17 protein-coding genes are annotated in these 18,194 nt (G+C 72.9%); 12 read left to right on the forward strand and 5 right to left on the reverse strand.

Annotated elements, in window-relative coordinates; translation table 11 throughout:
• The first annotated feature begins 57 nt into the window (after nt 1–57).
• Nucleotides 58–1,047, forward strand: coding sequence for a DUF5937 family protein (locus ACLJT4_RS18620; RefSeq protein WP_411123385.1), 990 nt, complete (start codon nt 58–60; stop codon nt 1,045–1,047).
• Between the two features lie 12 nt (nt 1,048–1,059).
• On the opposite strand, the gene ACLJT4_RS18625 is transcribed toward ACLJT4_RS18620, so the two are convergent.
• A complete protein-coding gene (locus tag ACLJT4_RS18625; protein WP_016570480.1) occupies nt 1,060–1,368 on the reverse strand; it encodes an MTH1187 family thiamine-binding protein in 309 nt (102 codons plus the stop codon).
• Entirely contained in the window at nt 1,365–1,715 is a 351-nt protein-coding gene (locus ACLJT4_RS18630) for a DUF3817 domain-containing protein (protein ID WP_016570481.1), read from the reverse strand. The genes ACLJT4_RS18625 and ACLJT4_RS18630 overlap by 4 nt, the downstream gene beginning before the upstream one ends.
• 196 nt (nt 1,716–1,911) lie before the next feature.
• On the opposite strand from ACLJT4_RS18630, the gene ACLJT4_RS18635 reads away from it, so the two are divergent.
• The 4 genes from ACLJT4_RS18635 to ACLJT4_RS18650 all read left to right on the forward strand — a co-directional run bounded on the left by ACLJT4_RS18635 (nt 1,912) and on the right by ACLJT4_RS18650 (nt 4,570).
• The gene (locus ACLJT4_RS18635) at nt 1,912–2,550 is read left to right on the forward strand and encodes an AIM24 family protein (RefSeq protein ID WP_275462902.1); all 639 of its coding nucleotides are present in this window, start codon (nt 1,912–1,914) and stop codon (nt 2,548–2,550) included.
• A complete protein-coding gene (locus tag ACLJT4_RS18640; protein ID WP_411123386.1) occupies nt 2,550–3,200 on the forward strand; it encodes an AIM24 family protein in 651 nt (216 codons plus the stop codon). The genes ACLJT4_RS18635 and ACLJT4_RS18640 overlap by 1 nt, the downstream gene beginning before the upstream one ends.
• On the forward strand, nt 3,197–3,970 hold the full coding sequence (locus ACLJT4_RS18645; protein ID WP_411123387.1) for an AIM24 family protein: 774 nt from the start codon (nt 3,197–3,199) through the stop codon (nt 3,968–3,970). Before ACLJT4_RS18640 ends, ACLJT4_RS18645 begins: the two co-directional genes overlap by 4 nt.
• Before the next feature lie 123 nt (nt 3,971–4,093).
• Nucleotides 4,094–4,570, forward strand: coding sequence for a MarR family winged helix-turn-helix transcriptional regulator (locus ACLJT4_RS18650; protein WP_016570485.1), 477 nt, complete (start codon nt 4,094–4,096; stop codon nt 4,568–4,570).
• Nucleotides 4,571–4,597: 27 nt separating this feature from the next.
• On the opposite strand, the gene meaB is transcribed toward ACLJT4_RS18650, so the two are convergent.
• Nucleotides 4,598–5,557 carry a methylmalonyl Co-A mutase-associated GTPase MeaB gene (gene meaB / locus ACLJT4_RS18655; RefSeq protein ID WP_016570486.1) on the reverse strand — a complete coding sequence of 320 codons (960 nt, stop codon included), beginning with the start codon at nt 5,555–5,557 and terminating at the stop codon, nt 4,598–4,600.
• A gap of 127 nt (nt 5,558–5,684) precedes the next feature.
• Nucleotides 5,685–6,860 carry an acetyl-CoA C-acetyltransferase gene (locus tag ACLJT4_RS18660; protein WP_411123422.1) on the reverse strand — a complete coding sequence of 392 codons (1,176 nt, stop codon included), beginning with the start codon at nt 6,858–6,860 and terminating at the stop codon, nt 5,685–5,687.
• A gap of 164 nt (nt 6,861–7,024) precedes the next feature.
• Between ACLJT4_RS18660 and mce the strand changes: the two genes are divergently transcribed.
• From mce to ACLJT4_RS18695, 7 genes are all read left to right on the forward strand, one after another.
• Nucleotides 7,025–7,465, forward strand: a complete 441-nt coding sequence (gene mce, locus ACLJT4_RS18665) for a methylmalonyl-CoA epimerase (RefSeq protein WP_411123388.1) — start codon at nt 7,025–7,027, stop codon at nt 7,463–7,465.
• A 207-nt stretch (nt 7,466–7,672) separates the two neighbouring features.
• On the forward strand, nt 7,673–12,088 hold the full coding sequence (scy, locus tag ACLJT4_RS18670) for a polarized growth protein Scy (protein WP_411123389.1): 4,416 nt from the start codon (nt 7,673–7,675) through the stop codon (nt 12,086–12,088).
• A gap of 114 nt (nt 12,089–12,202) precedes the next feature.
• Nucleotides 12,203–13,141 (forward strand): cellulose-binding protein, encoded by a 939-nt coding sequence (locus ACLJT4_RS18675; protein ID WP_016577859.1) that lies wholly within the window; start codon nt 12,203–12,205, stop codon nt 13,139–13,141.
• A 149-nt stretch (nt 13,142–13,290) separates the two neighbouring features.
• The gene (locus ACLJT4_RS18680) at nt 13,291–14,313 is read left to right on the forward strand and encodes an ABC transporter ATP-binding protein (protein ID WP_411123390.1); all 1,023 of its coding nucleotides are present in this window, start codon (nt 13,291–13,293) and stop codon (nt 14,311–14,313) included.
• Between the two features lie 3 nt (nt 14,314–14,316).
• Nucleotides 14,317–15,090, forward strand: coding sequence for an ABC transporter permease (locus ACLJT4_RS18685; RefSeq protein WP_411123391.1), 774 nt, complete (start codon nt 14,317–14,319; stop codon nt 15,088–15,090).
• Nucleotides 15,091–15,216: 126 nt separating this feature from the next.
• Entirely contained in the window at nt 15,217–16,506 is a 1,290-nt protein-coding gene (locus tag ACLJT4_RS18690) for an ABC transporter ATP-binding protein (RefSeq protein ID WP_411123392.1), read from the forward strand.
• On the forward strand, nt 16,503–17,756 hold the full coding sequence (locus ACLJT4_RS18695) for an ABC transporter permease (protein WP_411123393.1): 1,254 nt from the start codon (nt 16,503–16,505) through the stop codon (nt 17,754–17,756). Before ACLJT4_RS18690 ends, ACLJT4_RS18695 begins: the two co-directional genes overlap by 4 nt.
• A 12-nt stretch (nt 17,757–17,768) precedes the next feature.
• Here ACLJT4_RS18695 and ACLJT4_RS18700 read toward each other — a convergent pair whose 3' ends face one another.
• Nucleotides 17,769–18,092 (reverse strand): ATP/GTP-binding protein, encoded by a 324-nt coding sequence (locus ACLJT4_RS18700; protein ID WP_411123394.1) that lies wholly within the window; start codon nt 18,090–18,092, stop codon nt 17,769–17,771.
• Between the last annotated feature and the right edge of the window lie 102 nt (nt 18,093–18,194).

Here is an 18,194-nt window from a genome sequence, read left to right on the forward strand (position 1 = left end):
GGACCCGACGGGCCGTAGTGTTTCGGCTCCAGCCGAATTCGGGGAGGGGGCCGGGCGGTGCCGCTGGAACTGCATTTCGGGGCGGAGGACCTGCTGCGGATCCGGTTCGCCATCTCGCCGCTGTGCGAGACCCACGAGGCGCTGCGGACCCTGCGGCGCACCGACCGGCACGGCTACCACCTGCCGTGGCTGCGCCGGATGCGGGAGCGGACGGCGGAGCTGGACCCGTCGCCGCTGTGGCTGTTCATGCCGTCCTCGCGGCCCGGCTACACCCCCGATTTCCTGGGCCGGCCGCCGGACGCGCCGCTGGCGGACTTCGCGGCGGAGCTGGCGCGCCTGCGGGCCACCGATCCGGCGCTGGCCCGGGCCGAGATGGCCAAGTCACTGGCCTGCACGCCGGGGGCGGCGGATTCGCCGCGCGGGCGGGCGGCGCTGGCCGACCCGGCGCGGGCGGTGCAGGAGTTGGCGGACGTCACCGAACGGGCCTGGGAGGCCCTGCTGGCGCCCGATTGGCCGCGGCTGCGCGCGCTGTTGGAGGCGGAGATCGCCTACCGGTCGCGGCAGTTGGCGAGCGGTGGGCTGCGCCGCCTGTTCGCCGATCTGCATCCGCGGGTGTCCTGGTCGGACGCGGGCACGCTGACCGTCCGCACCCGTACGGACTTCGCTCAGCTCCAGGACCTCGACGGCCGGGGCGTGCTGCTGCTGCCGAGCGTGTTCGTCTGGCCGGACGTGATCAGCGGCTTCGATCCGCCGTGGCAGCCGACGGTGATCTACCCGGCGCGCGGGATCGGCGGACTGTGGCAGGAGCCGACGGGCGGTCCGGCACTGGCCCGGCTGCTGGGCGGCAACCGGGCCGCGGTGCTGACGGCCCTGGACGCGCCGGCGACGACCTCGGCGCTGGCCCACCGGTTGGGGCTGGCCGCCTCGTCGGTCTCGGCGCACCTGTCCGTGCTGCGCGACGCCGGGCTGCTGACCTCGCGCCGGCACGGACACCAAGTGCTCTACGAGCGGACGCCGCTGGGCCTGGCCCTCCTGGCCGGCGGCTGACGGCGCGGGGGCTCAGGCGCCCGGTTCGCCCCCGGCCAGGTGGCGCTCGACGGTCGCCACCTTGGAGGTGAGGCCGTCGGTGACGCCCGGCCGGATGTCGGCCTTCAGGACCAGCGAGACCCGCCCGGCGCGCGCCTCGACGGCGGCCACCGCGCGCTTGACGACGTCCATGACCTCGTCCCATTCACCTTCGATGGAGGTGAACATGGCGTCGGTGCGGTTGGGCAGGCCGGACTCGCGGACGACCCGGACGGCGTCGGCGACGTACTCGCCGACGTCCTCGCCGACGCCCAGCGGGCTCACGGAGAAGGCGACGATCATGCGTTCACCGTACCTTCCCGGCGGGCGCGGGCGGCGATCACGCCGGCCGCCTCCTCGCGCTTGAGCACCTTGTCCGCGTACAGGCCGCCGAACGGCAGGACCGCGAGGAGGAAGAAGAAGGCGACCCGCTTGAAGGGCCACTTGGTGCGGTTCCAGGCGTCCAGCAGCAGCACGACGAAGATCGTGAACAGGATGCCGTGCAGCAGGCCGAGCGGCATGACGAGCTTGTCGTAGCCCAGGAAGATCCGGAAGCCCGTGCCGAATATCAGCAGTGCCGGGAAGGAGAGCGCCTCCGGGATGGATGCCAGGCGCAGTCGGTGCAGGGCAGCGGCGGTCTTGATGTCCACGGGAACCTCGTTCGGGCGGAGAGGGGAGGCGTCACACATGCTTGTGCAAGAGTTCACAAGCATCCGCCCCATTGTTACAGCCGCGCCGACGATCACCGCACCGGGGGCCGCCGGTCCGGCCCGGGCGGGCGGCGCGGGGTCGGCTCCGGGACGAAAGCCCTGCCCGGGCCGGCCGCCGCCGGATACCGTCTGTCGCGTGGCTCAGTTTCGGCTCCAGGGAAGCAAAGTGCTCGCCGTCGACCTCGCGGGCGACGCCGTCAAGGCGAAGAACGGCGCGATGGTCGCGTACGACGGCCAGATGACCTTCAAGAAGATGACCGGTGGCGGGGAGGGCCTGCGCGGCATGGTCACCCGGCGGCTGACCGGTGAGCAGATGACCGTGATGGAGGTGAAGGGCCAGGGCACCTGCTACTTCGCCGACCGCGCCAGCGAGATCAACCTGGTGCGGCTCCAGGGCGAGAAGCTGTTCGTGGAGGCCAGCAACCTGCTGTGCACCGAGGCGGCGCTGCACACCGGCACGACGTTCACCGGGCTGCGCGGCGCCTCGCAGGGCAACGGCCTGTTCACCACCACCGTCGAGGGCCACGGGCAGGCCGCGCTGACCTCCGACGGCCCGGCCGTGGTGCTGCGGGTCACCAAGCAGTACCCGCTCCAGGTCGATCCGGGCGCGTACATCGCGCACACCGGCCGGTTGAAGCAGCACTTCCAGTCCGGGGTGAACTTCCGCACGCTGATCGGCGAGGGCTCCGGAGAGGCGTTCCAGATCCGTTTCGAGGGCGAGGGACTGGTCTACGTGCAGCCCAGCGAGCGCAACACCGTGGGCGGTGAGGTCTGATGCCGTTCACGACCCTCAACTCCCGCATGGTCCAGGCCCGGATCGCCCCCGGGCAGCGGATGTTCAGTCAGCGCGGCGCGATGCTCGGCTACCGCGGCGACGTCACCTTCACCCCGAACATCCAGGGCGGTCAGGGCGGCCTCGGCTCCATGCTCGGCCGCCGGATCGCCGGTGAGGCGACGCCCCTGATGACCGTGGAGGGCAACGGCACGGTCATGTTCGGTCACGGCGGCCACCACGTCCAGGTCGTCGACCTGACCGGCGACACGCTCTACGTGGAGGCCGACCGCCTGCTGGCCTTCGACGGCTCGCTCTCCCAGGGCACGATGTTCATGGGTGCGCAGGGCGGGGTGATGGGCATGGTCCGCGGCCAGGTCACCGGCCAGGGCCTGTTCACCACCACCCTGGCCGGCCACGGCTCGGTCGCGGTGATGGCCCACGGGGGCGTCATCGAGTTGCCGATCACCCCGCAGCGCCCGGTCCACGTCGACCCGCAGGCGTACGTCGCGCACCGGGGCGAGGTCCGCAACCGCCTGTCCACCGCCATCGGCTGGCGCGAGATGATCGGCCGCGGCTCGGGCGAGGCGTTCCAACTGGAACTGTCCGGCCAGGGCACCGTCTACGTACAGGCGTCGGAGGAGAAGCTGTGACCGGTCCCGTGATCCACGACGTCCACACCCTCCCCGTCGACGACAACGTCAATCCCTACGCCTTCAGCGTCGACCTGGACGGCCAGTGGTTCCTGCAGAAGGGGAAGATGATCGCCTACTACGGGCAGATCGACTTCCACGGCATCGGGCACGGCCGCCTGGACCACCTCATCGCCGGCAGTTTCCATTCGCCACTGCACGCCGCGGACTGGGTGGTGGCCGAGGGCCGCGGGAAGATGCTGCTGGCGGACCGGTCCTTCGACATCAACTCCTACGACCTGGATGAGGGGAACCTCACCATTCGCTCCGGCAACGTGCTCGCGTTTCAGCCATCTCTGTCGCTGAAGCAATCGATCATCCCGGGCTTCCTCACCCTCATCGGCACGGGCAAGTTCGTGGCCGCGTCCAACGGTCCCGTGGTCTTCGTGGAGCCCCCGGTCCGGGTCGATCCGCAGGCCCTCGTCGGCTGGGCCGACTGCCCCTCCCCCTGCCACCACTACGACCACCAGTACCTGCGGGGTTTCCTGGGCGGGCTGCGCGCCCACACCGGCATCGGCGGGGCCTCCGGCGAGGAGCACCAGTTCGAGTTCACCGGCGCCGGCACGGTCCTGTTGCAGTCGTCGGAGCAGCTGATGCCGGAGCGGGCGACGGGCGCGCTGCCGGCCGAGGAGGGCGTGCCGGGCGGCGGCGTCCCGACCCCGGAAAGTGGCTCACAAGCACCGCAGTTGCCCGGCGGCCTCGGGGGGCTCCAGCGCCGCTTCGGGCTGTGAACGGTAGTCTGCGGACGGTGACCTCGAACGTCTGACCAACCGCGGGTCCCGGCCGGCCGACCTCCGCAGATGTCACACGCCATGACTAATTCACTATTCAACTTTCACGGGTAGAATTCATCCATGACGACTGACAGCGACACTCCCTGGCTGACCGACCAGGAGCAGCGCGCCTGGCGCACCCACCTGGACGTCAGCAGGCTGCTGATGCACCAACTGGAGCGCGATCTGCAGCCGTTCGGCCTGACCAACAACGACTACGAGATCCTGGTCAACCTCTCCGAGGCCGAGGACCACCGGCTGCGGATGAGCGACCTGGCCGCCAGCACGCTGCAGTCCAAGAGCCGCCTCTCGCACCAGATCACGCGCATGGAGAACGGCGGCCTGGTGCGCCGCGAGAGCTGCGAGTCGGACCGCCGCGGGCTCTACGCCGTCCTCACCGACGAGGGCTGGGAGACGATGCGCCGGGTCGCCCCGCACCACGTCGCCTCCGTCCGCCGGCACTTCATCGACCTGTTCGCGCCCGAGTCCCTGGACTCCCTGGAGTCCTCGCTCGCCCCGGTCGCCGACCACCTCCGCCGGCACCGCGGCAACCCCTGATCCCCCCCCCGGGGCCCGGACCGGCGCCTAGCCGCCGTTCGTCAGGCCCGCCACCAGTTCGTCCGCCGCGCGGTACGGGTCCGTCTCGCCGGCGACGATGCGTTCGGCCAGCGCGCCCAGGTGGCGGTCCCCGGACAGGTCGCCGATCCGCGAGCGCAGCGTCGTGACGGCGATCGTCTCGACCTCCCGGGACGCCCGGGCCAGCCGACGCCGGGCCAGCACGCCCCGCTCCTCCATCCAGGCCCGGTGCTTCTCCAGTGCCTCGACGACCTCGTCGACGCCCTCGCCGCGCGCCGCGACGGTCTTGACGATCGGCGGGCGCCAGTCGCCGGGCGCCCGGGACTCCCCCAGGCCCAGCATGTGGTTCAGCTCGCGGGCGGTGGCGTCGGCGCCGTCCCGGTCGGCCTTGTTGACCACGTAGACGTCGCCGATCTCCAGGATCCCCGCCTTCGCGGCCTGGATGCCGTCCCCCATGCCCGGGGCCAGCAGCACCACGCTGGTGTCGGCCTGGGAGGCGATCTCCACCTCCGACTGGCCGACGCCGACGGTCTCGACGAGGATCACCTCGCAACCGGCCGCGTCCAGCACCCGGATCGCCTGCGGCGCGGCCCAGGCGAGGCCGCCCAGGTGCCCGCGGGTGGCCATGGAGCGGATGTAGACGCCGGGGTCGGAGGCGTGGTCGCTCATCCGGACCCGGTCGCCGAGCAGCGCGCCGCCGGAGAACGGCGAGGACGGGTCGACGGCGAGCACGCCGACCCGTTTGCCGGCCTTGCGGTACGCGGTGACCAGCGCGGACGTCGTGGTGGACTTGCCCACCCCGGGCGACCCGGTCAGCCCGACCACGTAGGCGCCACCGGTGAGCGGCGCCAGCGCCGCCATCACCTCGCGCAGCTCCGGCGCCGCCCCCTCGACGAGGGAGATCAGCCGGGCCACCGCCCTCGGACGGCCCTCCCGGGCCTGTGCCACCAGTTGGGGGACGTCCACCATCGCGCTCGGCTCCTTCGACCTCGACTCACTGGCTTGGTACGCGCTGCTGCGCGCCGCGCGCCGCCGCCCGGCCGGTGCGCGGCGCCGGGTCCGTCCCGCGCCCGGTGACGCGGGACGGCACGACCCGTTACTTGCCCGGTACCCGGATGATCAGCGCATCGCCCTGACCGCCACCACCGCACAGCGCGGCCGCGCCGGTGCCGCCGCCGCGCCGCCGCAGCTCCAGCGCGAGGTGCAGCACGATGCGGGCGCCGGACATGCCGATCGGGTGGCCCAGGGCGATGGCGCCGCCGTTGACATTCACCTTTTCCGGGGAAACCCCGAGGTCCTTCATGGACTGCACGGCGACCGCCGCGAACGCCTCGTTGATCTCGATCAGGTCAAGATCCTGGACGCTGAGGCCGTCCTTGGCGAGGGCGTGGTTGATCGCGTTGGACGGCTGCGACTGGAGGGAGTTGTCGGGGCCGGCGACGTTGCCGTGCGCGCCGATCTCGGCGATCCACTCCAGGCCCAGCTCCTCGGCCTTGGCCTTGCTCATGACGACCACGGCGGCGGCGCCGTCGGAGATCTGCGAGGAGCTGCCGGCGGTGATGGTGCCGTCCTTGGCGAAGGCCGGGCGGAGCTTGCCGAGGGTCTCGGTGGTGGTCTCGCCGCGGATGCCCTCGTCCTTGCTGAAGAGCACCGGGTCACCCTTGCGCTGCGGGATCTCCACCGGGGTGATCTCGGCCTCGAACAGGCCGTTCTTCTGGGCGGCGGCGGCCCGCTGGTGGGAGCGCGCGGCGACCTCGTCCTGCTCGGCGCGGCCGAGGCCCAGACGGGTGTTGTGCTTCTCGGTCGACTCGCCCATGGCGATGTTCTCGAAGGCGTCGGTGAGGCCGTCGTGGGCCATCGCGTCGAGCATCTCCACCGCGCCGTACTTGAAGCCCTCGCGGGACTTGGGCAGCAGGTGCGGGGCGTTCGTCATGGACTCCTGGCCGCCGGCGACGACCACGTCGAACTCGCCGGCGCGGATGAGCTGGTCGGCCAGCGCGATGGCGTCCAGGCCGGAGAGGCAGACCTTGTTGACGGTCAGCGCGGGGACGCTCATGGGGACGCCGGCCTTGACCGCGGCCTGACGCGCCGGGATCTGCCCCGCCCCGGCCTGCAGGACCTGGCCCATGATCACGTACTGCACCTGGTCGCCGCCGATCCCCGCGCGGTCCAGCGCCGCCTTGATGGCCACTCCGCCCAGGTCGGCGCCGGAGAAGCTGCGCAGCGAGCCGAGGAGGCGGCCCATGGGGGTGCGCGCTCCGGCGACGATCACGGAGGTGGTGCCGTTCGTTGCAGACATACGATGCGGCCTTCCTTTGCCGGGAAGTTAACGAGGGTTCCCGTCAATGTACTGAGGGGTAGTCGCCGGGTCACCGGCAAGCGGGTGTGATCGCGCGCACGTTGCGTAACCAGCCGTGCGAGCGGTGCACTGGAGCCATGCTGACGCGAATCGACCACATCGGGATCGCCTGTCTCGACCTCGACAAGACCGTCGAGTTCTACCGTGCCACGTACGGCTTCGAGGTGTTCCACACCGAGGTCAACGAGGAGCAGGGGGTCCGCGAGGCGATGCTCAAGATCAACGAGACCTCGGACGGGGGTGCCTCGTACCTCCAGTTGCTGGAGCCGACCCGGGAGGACTCCGCGGTGGGCAAGTGGCTGGCCAAGAACGGCGAGGGCGTGCACCACATCGCGTTCGGAACGGCGGACGTCGACGGCGTGGCCGCGGACGTCCGCAGCAAGGGCGTCCGGGTGCTGTACGACGAGCCGCGCCGGGGTTCGATGGGGTCCCGGATCACCTTCCTGCACCCCAAGGATTGCCACGGCGTGCTGACCGAACTCGTCACCGCGGCGGCTCCGGCGGCGACTGACCACTGACCTTCGCCTTCCCCGGCCGGTAGAGTGCAGCTTCGGCCGGGGTAAGAGAGTGGGGCTCGGTCCATACTCTGCCGATGATCTGACACCATTTCTTCGGAAGGGTCAGCTCCGAGGGCGCGGGTCCGGTACGCCGTGACGGGTACGGGATACGCGCCGCAGTGCCGGAGCCGGCCGCCGCCATGACCAGGGGACGGATGGGACCGCGCAGTGCGGGGCAACGAGCGCCAGGAGCGTCAGCGGGCTGAGACCGACCACCTCTCGCAGTTCGAAGCCGAGATGGAGCGGCTGAAGACCGAGCGGGACAAGGCCGTCCAGCACGCCGACGACCTCGGCTATCAGGTCGAGGTGTTGCGTGCCAAGCTCCACGAGGCGCGTCGCAACCTCGCGTCCCGGCCTGCCTACGACAACCTCAGCCATCAGGCCGAACAGCTGTTGCGCAACGCGCAGATCCAGGCGGATCAGCTGCGTTCGGACGCCGAGCGGGAGGTCCGCGAGGCACGGGCGCAGACCCAACGGCTGTTGCAGGAGGCGGCCGAGCGGCAGGCCCGGCTGGACGCCGACCTGCACGCCGAGGCCGTCACCCGCCGGCAGCGGTTGGACGAGGAGCTGAACGAGCGTCGGCAGACGGTCGAGTCGCACGTCAACGAGAACGTGGCGTGGGCGGAGCAGTTGCGGGCGCGCACGGAGTCGCAGGCCCGTCGGCTGATGGAGGAGACCCGGGCCGAGGCGGAGCAGGCGCTGGCGACGGCGCGGGCCGAGGCGCAGCGGTTGGCCGATCGGGCCCGGGAGCGTCTGGGTGCCGCCGCCGAGGAGGCGCGGAGCGAAGCCGAATCCATCCTGCGCCGGGCGCGCACGGACGCCGAGCGGCTGCTGAACGCCGCGTCCAGCCAGGCCCAGGAGGCCACGGACCAGGCCGAGCAGCTGCGGACGACGGCGGGTGCGGAGTCGGAGGAGTCGCGCCGTCAGGCGGCCGAGTTGACGCGTACCGCCGAGGCGCGGGTGCAGGAGGCCGACACGGCCCTGCGGGAGGCGCGGGCCGAGGCGGAGAAGCTCGTCGAGGAGGCCCAGCAGGCTGCCGGCAAGCGGTTGTCGGCGACGGAGTCGGAGAACGAGCAGCGCTCGCGCACGGCGAAGGCGGAGGTCGCCCGGTTGGTCGCGGAGGCGACCAAGGAGGCCGAGGCGCTGCGGGCGGACGCCGAGCAACTGCGGGCGGACGCCCGGGCGGAGTCGGAGCGGTTGCTCTCCGAGGCGCACGAGTCGGCGCGGTCGAAGGCGGCGGAGGACTCCGCGGCGCAGTTGGCCAAGGCGGCGCGGGCCGCCGAGGAGATGGTGACCAAGGCGTCGGAGGACGCCAAGGCGACCACGAAGGCCGCTGCCGAGGAGGCCGAACGGCTGCGCCGGGAGGCCGAGGCGGAGGCGGACCGGCTGCGCGAGCAGGCGCACGACACCGCCGAGCAGTTGAAGGGCGCGGCGAAGAACGACACCAAGGAGTACCGCGCCAAGACCGCCGAACTCCAGGAGGAGGCGCGGCGGCTGCGCGGCGAGGCCGAGCAGCTGCGGGCGGATGCGGTCGCGGAGGGCGAGCGGATCCGCAGCGAGGCGCGCCGGGAGGCCGTTCAGCAGATCGAGGAGGCGGCCGGGACCGCCGAGGAGCTGCTGTCGAAGGCCAAGTCGGACGCGGAGGAGACCCGTTCGGGCGCGGTCGCGGAGAGCGAGCGGGTGCGGACGGAGGCCATCGAACGGGCGGCTTCGCTGCGCCGGCAGGCCGAGGAGGCGCTGGAGCGGGCGCGCACCGAGGGCGAGCAGCTGCTGCTGGAAGGCACGCAGGCCGCCGAGGAGTTGACGCGCGAGGCCGAGGAGAGCGCCGAGCGGCTGCGCGGCGAGGCCGAGGAGGCCGCCGAGGAGCGGCGGGCCGAGGCCCAGGCGGAGTTGGACCGGCTGCGCGGCGAGGCCGAGGAGAAGCTGGCGGCGGCCGAGGAGTCGTTGCGCGAGGCGCGGTCCGAGGCCGAGCGGCTGCGTCGGGAGACGCAGGAGGAGGCGGCCCGGCTCAAGGCCGAGGCCGCCGAGCGGCGGCGGTCGCTCCAGCAGCAGGCCGAGGAGGAGGCCGAGCGGCTGCGGTCGGAGGCGTCGAAGGACGCGTCGACGGCGCGGTCGGAGGCCGAAGCCGCGGCGGCGCGGCTGCGCGGTGAGGCGGCGGCGGAGGCCGAGCGGCTGAAGGCGGAGGCGCAGGAGACCGCGGACCGGGTGCGTGCGGAGGCGGCTGCCGCCGCGGAGCGCACGGGCACGGAGGCCGCGGAGGCGCTCGCCGAGGCCCAGGAGGAGGCCGGGCGGCGGCGCCGGGAGGCCGAGCAGCTGCTGGGCGAGGCGCGCGAGGAGTCCCACCAGGAGCGCACCGCCGCGCGGGAGCAGAGCGAGGAGCTGCTGGCGTCGGCCCGTACCCGCGTCAGTGAGGCGCAGGCCGAGGCCGAGCGGCTGGTCGAGGAGGCGGACCGGCGGGCGGCCGAGTTGGTGGCGGCGGCCGAGCAGACCGCGCAGCAGGTGCGCGACGCGGTGGCGGGGCTGCACGAGCAGGCCAACGAGGAGATCGCCGGGCTGCGTTCGGCGGCGGAGCACGCCGCGGAGCGCACGACGTCGGAGGCGCAGGCGGAGGCGGACCGGGTCCGCTCGGACGCCTACGCGGAGCGGGAGCGCGCGTCCCAGGACGCGGCGCGGGTGCGGGCCGAGGCCCAGGAGGCGACGGACGCCGCGAAGGCGCTCGCCGAGCGGACGGTCGACGAGGCCATCGACGAGGGCGAGCGGCTGCGGTCGGAAGCGGCCGGGGTGCTGGACGGGGCGCGGCGGGACGCCAACGCCGCGCGCTCCGAGGCGGCCGAGCAGGCCGACCGACTGGTCTCCGAAGCCACCGCCGAGGCCGAGCGACTGGTCGCCGAAGCCACCGCGAAGGCCGAGGAGTTGCGGGCCGAGGCGGCGGAGGTCCTGGACGGGGCGCGGCGGGACGCCAACACCGCGCGCTCGGAGGCGGCCGAGCAGGCCGACCGACTGGTCTCCGAAGCCACCGCGAAGGCCGAGAAGGCGGTCGGGGACGCGACGGCGAAGGCGCAGCAGCTGCGTACCGACGCGTCGGACGCGTTGGCGTCGGCGGAGCAGGACGCGGCGCGGGCCCGGGCCGAGGCGCGGGACGACGCCAACCGCATGCGGTCGGAGGCGGCCGAGCAGTGCGATCGGCTCCTGACCGAGGCGCGGGCGGAGGCCGAACGGATCGTCACCGAGGCGGCCGAGCTGACGTCGTCGGCGCAGGACGACGCGGAGCGTGCGGTCCGGGAGGGCCAGGAGGCCGCCGAGCGGCTGCGGGCCGAGGGCGAGCAGCGGGCGCAGCGGCTGGTGGCCGAGGCCACGGAGGCGGCCGAGGGGCTGCGGGCCGAGGCGGGCGAGGCGCTGGAGGGCGCGCGGTCCGAGGCCGAGCGGGTCGCGGACGAGGCGCGGTCGGCGGCCAACAAGACGCGGGCGGACGCGGCGGCGCAGGCCGACGAGTTGGTGGCCGAGGCCGCCGGCGAGGCGGAGCGGCTGCGGTCGGAGGCGGCGGAGCGGTCGGCGGAGGCCGAGCGCGCGGCGGACCGGGCCCGGGCGGACGCCCGCGAGCAGGCGGACCGGATGCTCGCGACGGCCACGGCGGACGCCGACCGGCTGCGGGCCGAGGCGGCGGAGACCGTCACGGCGGCGCAGGAGCACGCGACCCGCACGCGGGCGGAGGCGGCGAAGGTCCGCGAGGAGGCCGAGGCGGCTGCCGAGCGGCAGCGGGCCGAGGCACAGGCGGAGTCCGACCGGCTGTTGGACGAGACGCGCAAGGACGCCGCCAAGCGCCGTGGCGACGCGGCCGAACAGGCCGACCAGTTGATCGCCAAGGCGCAGGAGGAGGCGCTGAAGACCGCGACCGGCGCGGAGGAGCAGGCCGACCTGATGGTCGGGGCGGCCCGCAAGGAGGCCGAACGGATCGTGCGCGAGGCCACCTCCGAGGGCAACGCCCGCGTGGAGAAGGCGCGGACGGATGCGGACACGCTGCTCGGTGAGGCGCGGCGGGACGCGACGGCCATAAGGGATCGGTCGGAGGAACTGCGGGTCCGGGTCGAGTCCGACGTGGAGGAGTTGCACGAGCGTGCCCGGCGCGAGTCGGCCGAGGCGATGAAGAACGCCGGCGAGCGGGTGGACAAGCTGATCGCGCAGGCCACCGCGCAGCAGACGGAGGCCGAGGAGAAGGCCGAGAAGCTGATGGCCGACGCCAACAGCGAGGCGAGCAAGGTGCGGATCGCCGCGGTGAAGAAGGCCGAGGGCCTGATCAAGGAGGCCGAGAACAAGAAGGGCGCGGCGGTGCGGGACGCGGACAAGATGCGTGCCGACGCCAAGGAGGAGGCCGCGCGGATCGTGGCGGAGGGCAAGCGGGAGCTGGAGGTGCTGGCGCGCCGACGCAAGGACATCAACACCGAGATCTCCCGGGTGCAGGACGTCCTGGAGGCGTTGGAGTCGTTCGAGGTGCCGACGCAGGGCGGGGACGGGAAGGAAGGGGCGGCGAAGGCTGCCGCGGGGGCCGGGACAACTCGTTCGAGTGGCAAGCAGTCTGAGGGGTAGCCACTCAAATGAGGGGTCATTCTCCACTTCAAACGCGCAATGACTCGATGACACGCCGTTAAGACCCCTAGGATTCTCCTTATCACCTCACCGGTCTCTTTCGACAGGAACCCCATGAGCGACACTTCCTCCCCCTTCGGCTTCGAGCTCGTGCGGCGTGGGTACGACCGCGGTCAGGTGGATGACCGCATTACGAAACTGGTCGCGGACCGCGACAGTGCGCTGGCCCGTATCACCTCGCTGGAGAAGCGCATCGAGGAGCTGCACCTCGAGACGCAGAACGCCCAGGCCCAGGTCACCGACGCCGAACCCTCCTACGCGGGCCTCGGGGCGCGCGTGGAGAAGATCCTCCGTCTTGCGGAGGAGGAGGCCAAGGAGCTGCGCGAGGAGGCCCGCCGGGCCGCCGAGCAGCACCGTGAGCTGGCCGAGTCGGCCGCCCAGCAGGTCCGCAACGACGCGGAGGCATTCGCGGTCGAGCGCAAGTCCAAGGCCGAGGACGAGGGCGCGCGGATCGTCGAGAAGGCGAAGGGCGAGGCGTCCACGCTGCGTGCCGAGGCGCAGAAGGACGCCCAGTCCAAGCGGGAGGAGGCGGACGCCCTCTTCGAGGAGACCCGCGCCAAGGCCGCGCAGGCCGCCGCGGACTTCGAGACGAACCTCGCCAAGCGCCGCGAGCAGTCCGAGCGCGACCTGGCCTCGCGTCAGGCGAAGGCGGAGAAGCGCCTGGCCGAGATCGAGCACCGGGCGGAGCAGCTGCGCCTGGAGGCCGAGAAGCTGCGGACGGACGCGGAGCGTCGGGCCCGGCAGACGGTGGAGACGGCGCAGCGCCAGGCCGAGGACATCGTGGCGGACGCCAACGCCAAGGCCGACCGGATCCGCAGCGAATCGGAGCGCGAGCTCGCGGCGCTCACCAACCGCCGCGACTCGATCAACGCGCAGCTGACCAACGTCCGCGAGATGCTGGCGACGCTGACCGGTGCGGCGGTGGCCGCCGCCGGTGCGCCCGGCGACGACGAGTCGGTCTCCCGTGGCGTGCCGGCCCAGCAGAGCCGCTGAGGCGCCTGACACCGGAGGGTTTCACGCAGCTCGTTCCGCGCCCCCCGTACCGCCCGTTGTGGTGGTGCGGGGGCGCGGTCGTGTGAAGCGTCATGCGGGCGGCGTCGCCCGGCTGGCGGGGGTCCGGGGGCGGTCCTAGCGTTCTGTCCATGATCGAGCTCATGGGGCTGACCAAGCATTACGGTGACAAGGTCGCGGTGGACGGGTTGACGTTCACCGTGCGGCCGGGCATCGTCACCGGCTTCCTCGGTCCCAATGGTGCGGGGAAGTCCACCACCATGCGGATGGTGCTCGGTCTGGACAATCCGACGGCCGGTGCGGTGCGGATCTACGGCAGGCACTACCGGCAGTTGAAGGATCCGTTGCGGTACGTCGGGGCGTTGTTGGACGCCAAGGCGATGCACGGCGGCCGGAGCGCCACGAACCACCTGCTGTGCCTGGCCCGGAGCAACGGCATTCCGCGGACCCGGGTCGACGAGGTGCTGCACCTGGTCGGGTTGACGTCGGTGGCGCGGAAGCGGTCGAAGGGCTTCTCGCTCGGCATGGGGCAGCGGCTGGGGATCGCGGCGGCGCTGCTCGGCGACCCGCGGATCCTGATGTTCGACGAGCCGGTCAACGGGTTGGACCCGGAGGGCATCCACTGGATCCGCCACCTGATGAAGAACCTCGCGGCCCAGGGGCGGACGGTCTTCGTGTCGTCCCATTTGATGAGCGAGATGGCGTTGACCGCGGAGCACCTGGTGGTGATCGGGCAGGGGCGGTTGCTCGCGGACACCTCGATGGCGGAGTTCATCCGGCAGAACTCGCGGTCGTACGTGCGGCTGCGGTCGCCGGACCGGGAACGGTTGCTGGATGTGCTGCACCGGGCGGGCGTGCGGGCGGTGGCCGGTCGGGGCGGCGTGTTGGAGGTCGACGGGGTGCCGGCGGAGCGGCTGGGCGAGCTGGCGGCGGCGCAGCAGGTGGTGCTGCACGAGTTGAGCCCGCAGCAGGCGTCGTTGGAGGAGGCGTTCATGCAGTTGACGGCCGGGGCGGTGGAGTACCACGCGCACAACGGCGGTCGGCCGGGGCCGGGGCGCGGGATGCCGCCGCGGCCGGTGGTACCGGAGCGGGCGCTGTCGGGTGGGGCGCCGCCGGGAGGTTGGGGTGCGGGCTGGCAGAGGAAGAGGAGCTGACGGATGGCTGTCGTCGGGCAGGTCCTGCGTGCGGAGTGGGTCAAGATCAGGTCGGTGCGGTCGACGGTGTGGACGCTGGGCACGGCGGTGGTGGTCACCGTGGTGCTGGGCGTGGTGATCTGCACGTTGACGCGGAAGGACTTCGATGCGATGCCGGACGAGCGGCGGCTGGCCTTCGATCCCACCAACATGAGCTTCGCGGGGATGGGGTTGGGGCAGCTGGCGATGATCGTCTTCGGGGTGCTGGTGGTGTCGAACGAGTACGGCACCGGGATGATCCGGGCCTCGTTGGCGGCGGTGCCGCAGCGGGGCGTGTTCCTCTTCTGCAAGATGCTGGTGGCCACCTCGTTGGTCTTCGTGGTGGGGCTGGCGACCAGCTTCGCGGCGTTCTTCGCGGGGCAGGCGGCGCTGGGCGGGCACCGGGCGCACCTGGGTGATCCGGGGGTGTTGCGGGCGGTGGTCGGCGGCGCGCTCTACATGACGATGATCGCGCTGTTCTCGATGGCGGTGGCCACGATGCTGCGCAGCCCGATGTTGTCGCTGGGCATCTTGATGCCGTTCTTCTTCCTGATCTCCAACATCCTGGGGAACGTGTCGGCGACCCGAAGGATCGGGCGCTACCTCCCGGACCAGGCCGGTTCGAAGATCATGCAGGTGGTGGCGCCGGTCAACGACGAGACGCCGTACGGGCCGTGGGGCGGCTTCGGGATCATGGCGGTGTGGACGGTGGCCGCGTTGCTGGTCGGCTACCTGCTGCTGGACAAGCGGGACGCCTGAGGCCGGGCGGCCGCCGGCCGGCGTTTCCGCCGTTTTGGCGGGAACCGTCAACGTGCCGATAGCCTCATAACCCTCACGGGGGGCACGAGGGCGCCTCTGCCCCGACCATCTCGCGAGGGGCGGAGAATGATCGAGGCAGTCGGCCTGACCAAGCGCTACGGGCCGAAGACGGCCGTGCACAACCTGTCGTTCCAGGTGCGTCCGGGAACCGTCACCGGCTTCCTCGGGCCCAACGGCTCCGGCAAGTCGACGACGATGCGGATGATCCTGGGCCTCGACGCCCCGACGGCCGGCCACGCCACGATCGGTGGTCGGCCGTTCCGTCAGACGCCCAACGCCGCGCGCCAGGTGGGTGCGCTGTTGGACGCGAAGGCCGTGCACGGCGGACGGAGCGCGCGGGCGCACCTGTTGTCGCTGGCGCAGCTGTCGGGGATACCGGCGCAGCGGGTCGACGAGGTGCTGGGGGTGGTCGGGCTGCAGGACGTCGCCCACCGGCGGTCCAAGGGCTTCTCGCTCGGCATGGGGCAGCGGCTGGGGATCGCGGCGGCGCTGCTCGGCGACCCGCAGGTGCTGCTCTTCGACGAGCCGGTCAACGGCCTGGACCCCGAGGGCATCCTGTGGGTGCGCAACCTCATGCGGCAGTTGGCGGCCGAGGGCCGTACGGTCTTCGTCTCCTCGCACCTGATGAGCGAGATGGCGTTGACCGCGGAGCACCTGATCGTGATCGGCCGCGGGCAGCTGCTCGCGGACATGGCCGTCAAGGACTTCATCTCCGCCAACTCCGCGGACTTCGCGCGGGTGCGGACGCCGGACGGTGCACCGGAGCAGCGGGAGAAGCTGACCGCGGCGCTGGCCGAGGCCGGTGGCCAGGCGGCGCCGGAGGCGGACGGTGCGCTGCGGGTGACCGGGCTGCCGCTGCCCCGGATCAGCGAGCTGGCGCACGCGGCCGACGTCCGGCTGTGGGAGCTGTCGCCGCACCAGGCATCGCTGGAGGAGGCGTACATGCGGATGACGCAGGGGGCCGTCGACTACCGCTCGACGGCCGACCAGCGGGCCGGCCTGCAGCCGGTGGCCGGGTACCCGCCGCAGGGGGCCGCCGCACCGCAGGGCTTCGTGCCTGGCCAGCCGGGCGCGCCGGGCCAGGTGCCGCCGGGGATGCCCGGCCCGCCGCCGAACCCGTACGCCCAGCAGGAGCCCTACGCCCCGCCCGCCCCGGTGCCGGGCGGGCCGGTGCCCCCGCAGCAGGGTCACCCGTACGGGGCACCCGCCGCGTACGGTGCGCCCCACCCGTACGGGCAGCAGCCGCCCGCCCCCGTGCCCGCGGCCCCGTACGCGCCGGCCGGTCCCCCGGCTCCGCCGGCCCCGCCCGCCGCCCCGACCGACCACTCCGCGCCGCACACCCAGGACGCCCGATGACCAGCCCTCAGCAGCCCCAGCCGCAGCCGGCGCCCGGTCCGCAGCCGATGCCGCCCGCCGTGCCCGCGCCCGCCCCCGCCGCCGGGCCGATGCCGCCCGCCGTTCCGCCGCAGCCCGCCCCGGCGCAGCCGGCGCCGGCTCAACCCGCCCCCGCCGAGGACGCGGGGACGATGATGCTCCAGGCGCAGCCGCCGGCCCCGGCCCCGCCGGCGCCCGCCAAGGAGGCCGGCACGATGATGCTCCAGGCGCAGCCGCCGGCCGGTGGCCATCCCGAGCCGACGCCGCTGTCGGCGCACGGGCCGGGCAAGGAGGCCGGCACGATGCTGCTCACCGCCGCCGCACAGCCGCCGGCCCCGCCGCACCCCGGCCCGGCCCCGCAGCACGCGTCGGCCCCGCAACAGCAGGCCCCGGCCCCGGCCCCGGCCGCCAACTGGCAGGCGCCGACGCCCGGTTACGTCTCCCCCATCCCCGTGCGCCCGACGCACCTGGGGCACGCGCTGGCCGCCGAGTGGACCAAGATCCGTTCGGTGCGGTCGACGGTGTGGACGCTGGGCGTGATGACCGTCCTCGTCCTGGGCATCGGCGTGCTGGTGGCCGCGTCGGTGGCGTCGATGAGCACCGTCGGCGACACCTCGCCGCTGTTCTTCGGGCTCTTCGGGATGCTGCTGGGCGTTCTGTGCGTGCTGCCGCTGGGCGTGCTGGTGACCTCCTCGGAGTACGGCACCGGCATGATCCGCACGACCCTGGCGGCCTGTCCGAACCGCGGCCGGGTGCTGGCGGCCAAGGCGCTCGTCTTCTTCGCGCTGACCTTCGTGGTGACCACCGTCGTCACCGGACTCGTCGCACTCACCGACAACGCCATGATCAGCGACATCAGCCGGGTGCACGTCGGCGCCGGCGAGTGGCTGCGGTCGACGGTGGGCATCGGCCTGTACGTCTCGTTCCTCGGGCTGCTGGCGCTGGCCGTCGGCTCGCTGATCCGGCACTCCGCGGGCGCCATCACGCTCATGGTCGGGGTGGTGCTGCTGCCGTTCGTGCTGTCGATGTTCATGTTCGCCGACAGCCTGGAGGGGATCCGCAACTTCCTGATGGGCTACTCGATCCCCAACCAGCTCACCGTGATGTACGGCAACAAGTTCCCGTTCGTGGACGGCGGCCCGTCCGGCTGGCAGCCGCTGTGGATCGTCATGGGCCTCGCCGCCGTCGCGCTCGGCGCCGCCTACGCGGCCATGCGGCAGCGCGACGTGTGACGTGTGACGCGGTCAGTACCGCGGCGCATTACGGGACCGCTGGAGCCGTGCGCTCCGGCGGTTCCGTGCGTTCCAGCAGGCCTTGTGCCAGTGCCGGCGGTCGTCGACGTCGCCGTGCCGGGGCCAGGTGACGACGTGCGGGACGCCGGGCGGGATCTCCTGGTCGCAGCCCGGGCAGCGGTAGTGCTTGGCCGCGCCGGCGCCGCCCACCGGGCGGACCACCCAGTCCTCGCCGCGCCACTCCTCGGTGGTCTCGAAGCCGTAGCGGCCGACGCCGGAGTGGTCCGCGCGGTCGGGGGGATTCGCGCCGCGTTGGCGGTTTCGACGCGGGGACACGGCACACCTCGGCAGATCGACGGGGAGGGGAGCCCCCAGCCCGAACGGAGTGGAGAGCTCGGGGGAGGGCTGTCACCAGCGTACGCGGCGCGGTCAGGGGCA

It is taken from the genome of Streptomyces sp. x-19 (assembly GCF_046549115.1).
Taxonomy (GTDB): Bacteria; Actinomycetota; Actinomycetes; order Streptomycetales; family Streptomycetaceae; genus Streptomyces; species Streptomyces albulus_C.

Bases quoted from the DNA above. Each gene is read 5' to 3' on its own strand.
- ACLJT4_RS18625 (WP_016570480.1), bottom strand. From the start codon at position 1,368: ATGATCGTCGCCTTCTCCGTGAGCCCGCTGGGCGTCGGCGAGGACGTC.
- meaB (WP_016570486.1), bottom strand. From the start codon at position 5,557: ATGGTGGACGTCCCCCAACTGGTGGCACAGGCCCGGGAGGGCCGTCCG.
- ACLJT4_RS18695 (WP_411123393.1), top strand. From the start codon at position 16,503: ATGACCAGCCCTCAGCAGCCCCAGCCGCAGCCGGCGCCCGGTCCGCAG.
- ACLJT4_RS18690 (WP_411123392.1), top strand. From the start codon at position 15,217: ATGATCGAGGCAGTCGGCCTGACCAAGCGCTACGGGCCGAAGACGGCC.
- ACLJT4_RS18680 (WP_411123390.1), top strand. From the start codon at position 13,291: ATGATCGAGCTCATGGGGCTGACCAAGCATTACGGTGACAAGGTCGCG.
- ACLJT4_RS18685 (WP_411123391.1), top strand. From the start codon at position 14,317: ATGGCTGTCGTCGGGCAGGTCCTGCGTGCGGAGTGGGTCAAGATCAGG.
- ACLJT4_RS18650 (WP_016570485.1), top strand. From the start codon at position 4,094: ATGACGACTGACAGCGACACTCCCTGGCTGACCGACCAGGAGCAGCGC.
- ACLJT4_RS18675 (WP_016577859.1), top strand. From the start codon at position 12,203: ATGAGCGACACTTCCTCCCCCTTCGGCTTCGAGCTCGTGCGGCGTGGG.
- mce (WP_411123388.1), top strand. From the start codon at position 7,025: ATGCTGACGCGAATCGACCACATCGGGATCGCCTGTCTCGACCTCGAC.
- ACLJT4_RS18640 (WP_411123386.1), top strand. From the start codon at position 2,550: ATGCCGTTCACGACCCTCAACTCCCGCATGGTCCAGGCCCGGATCGCC.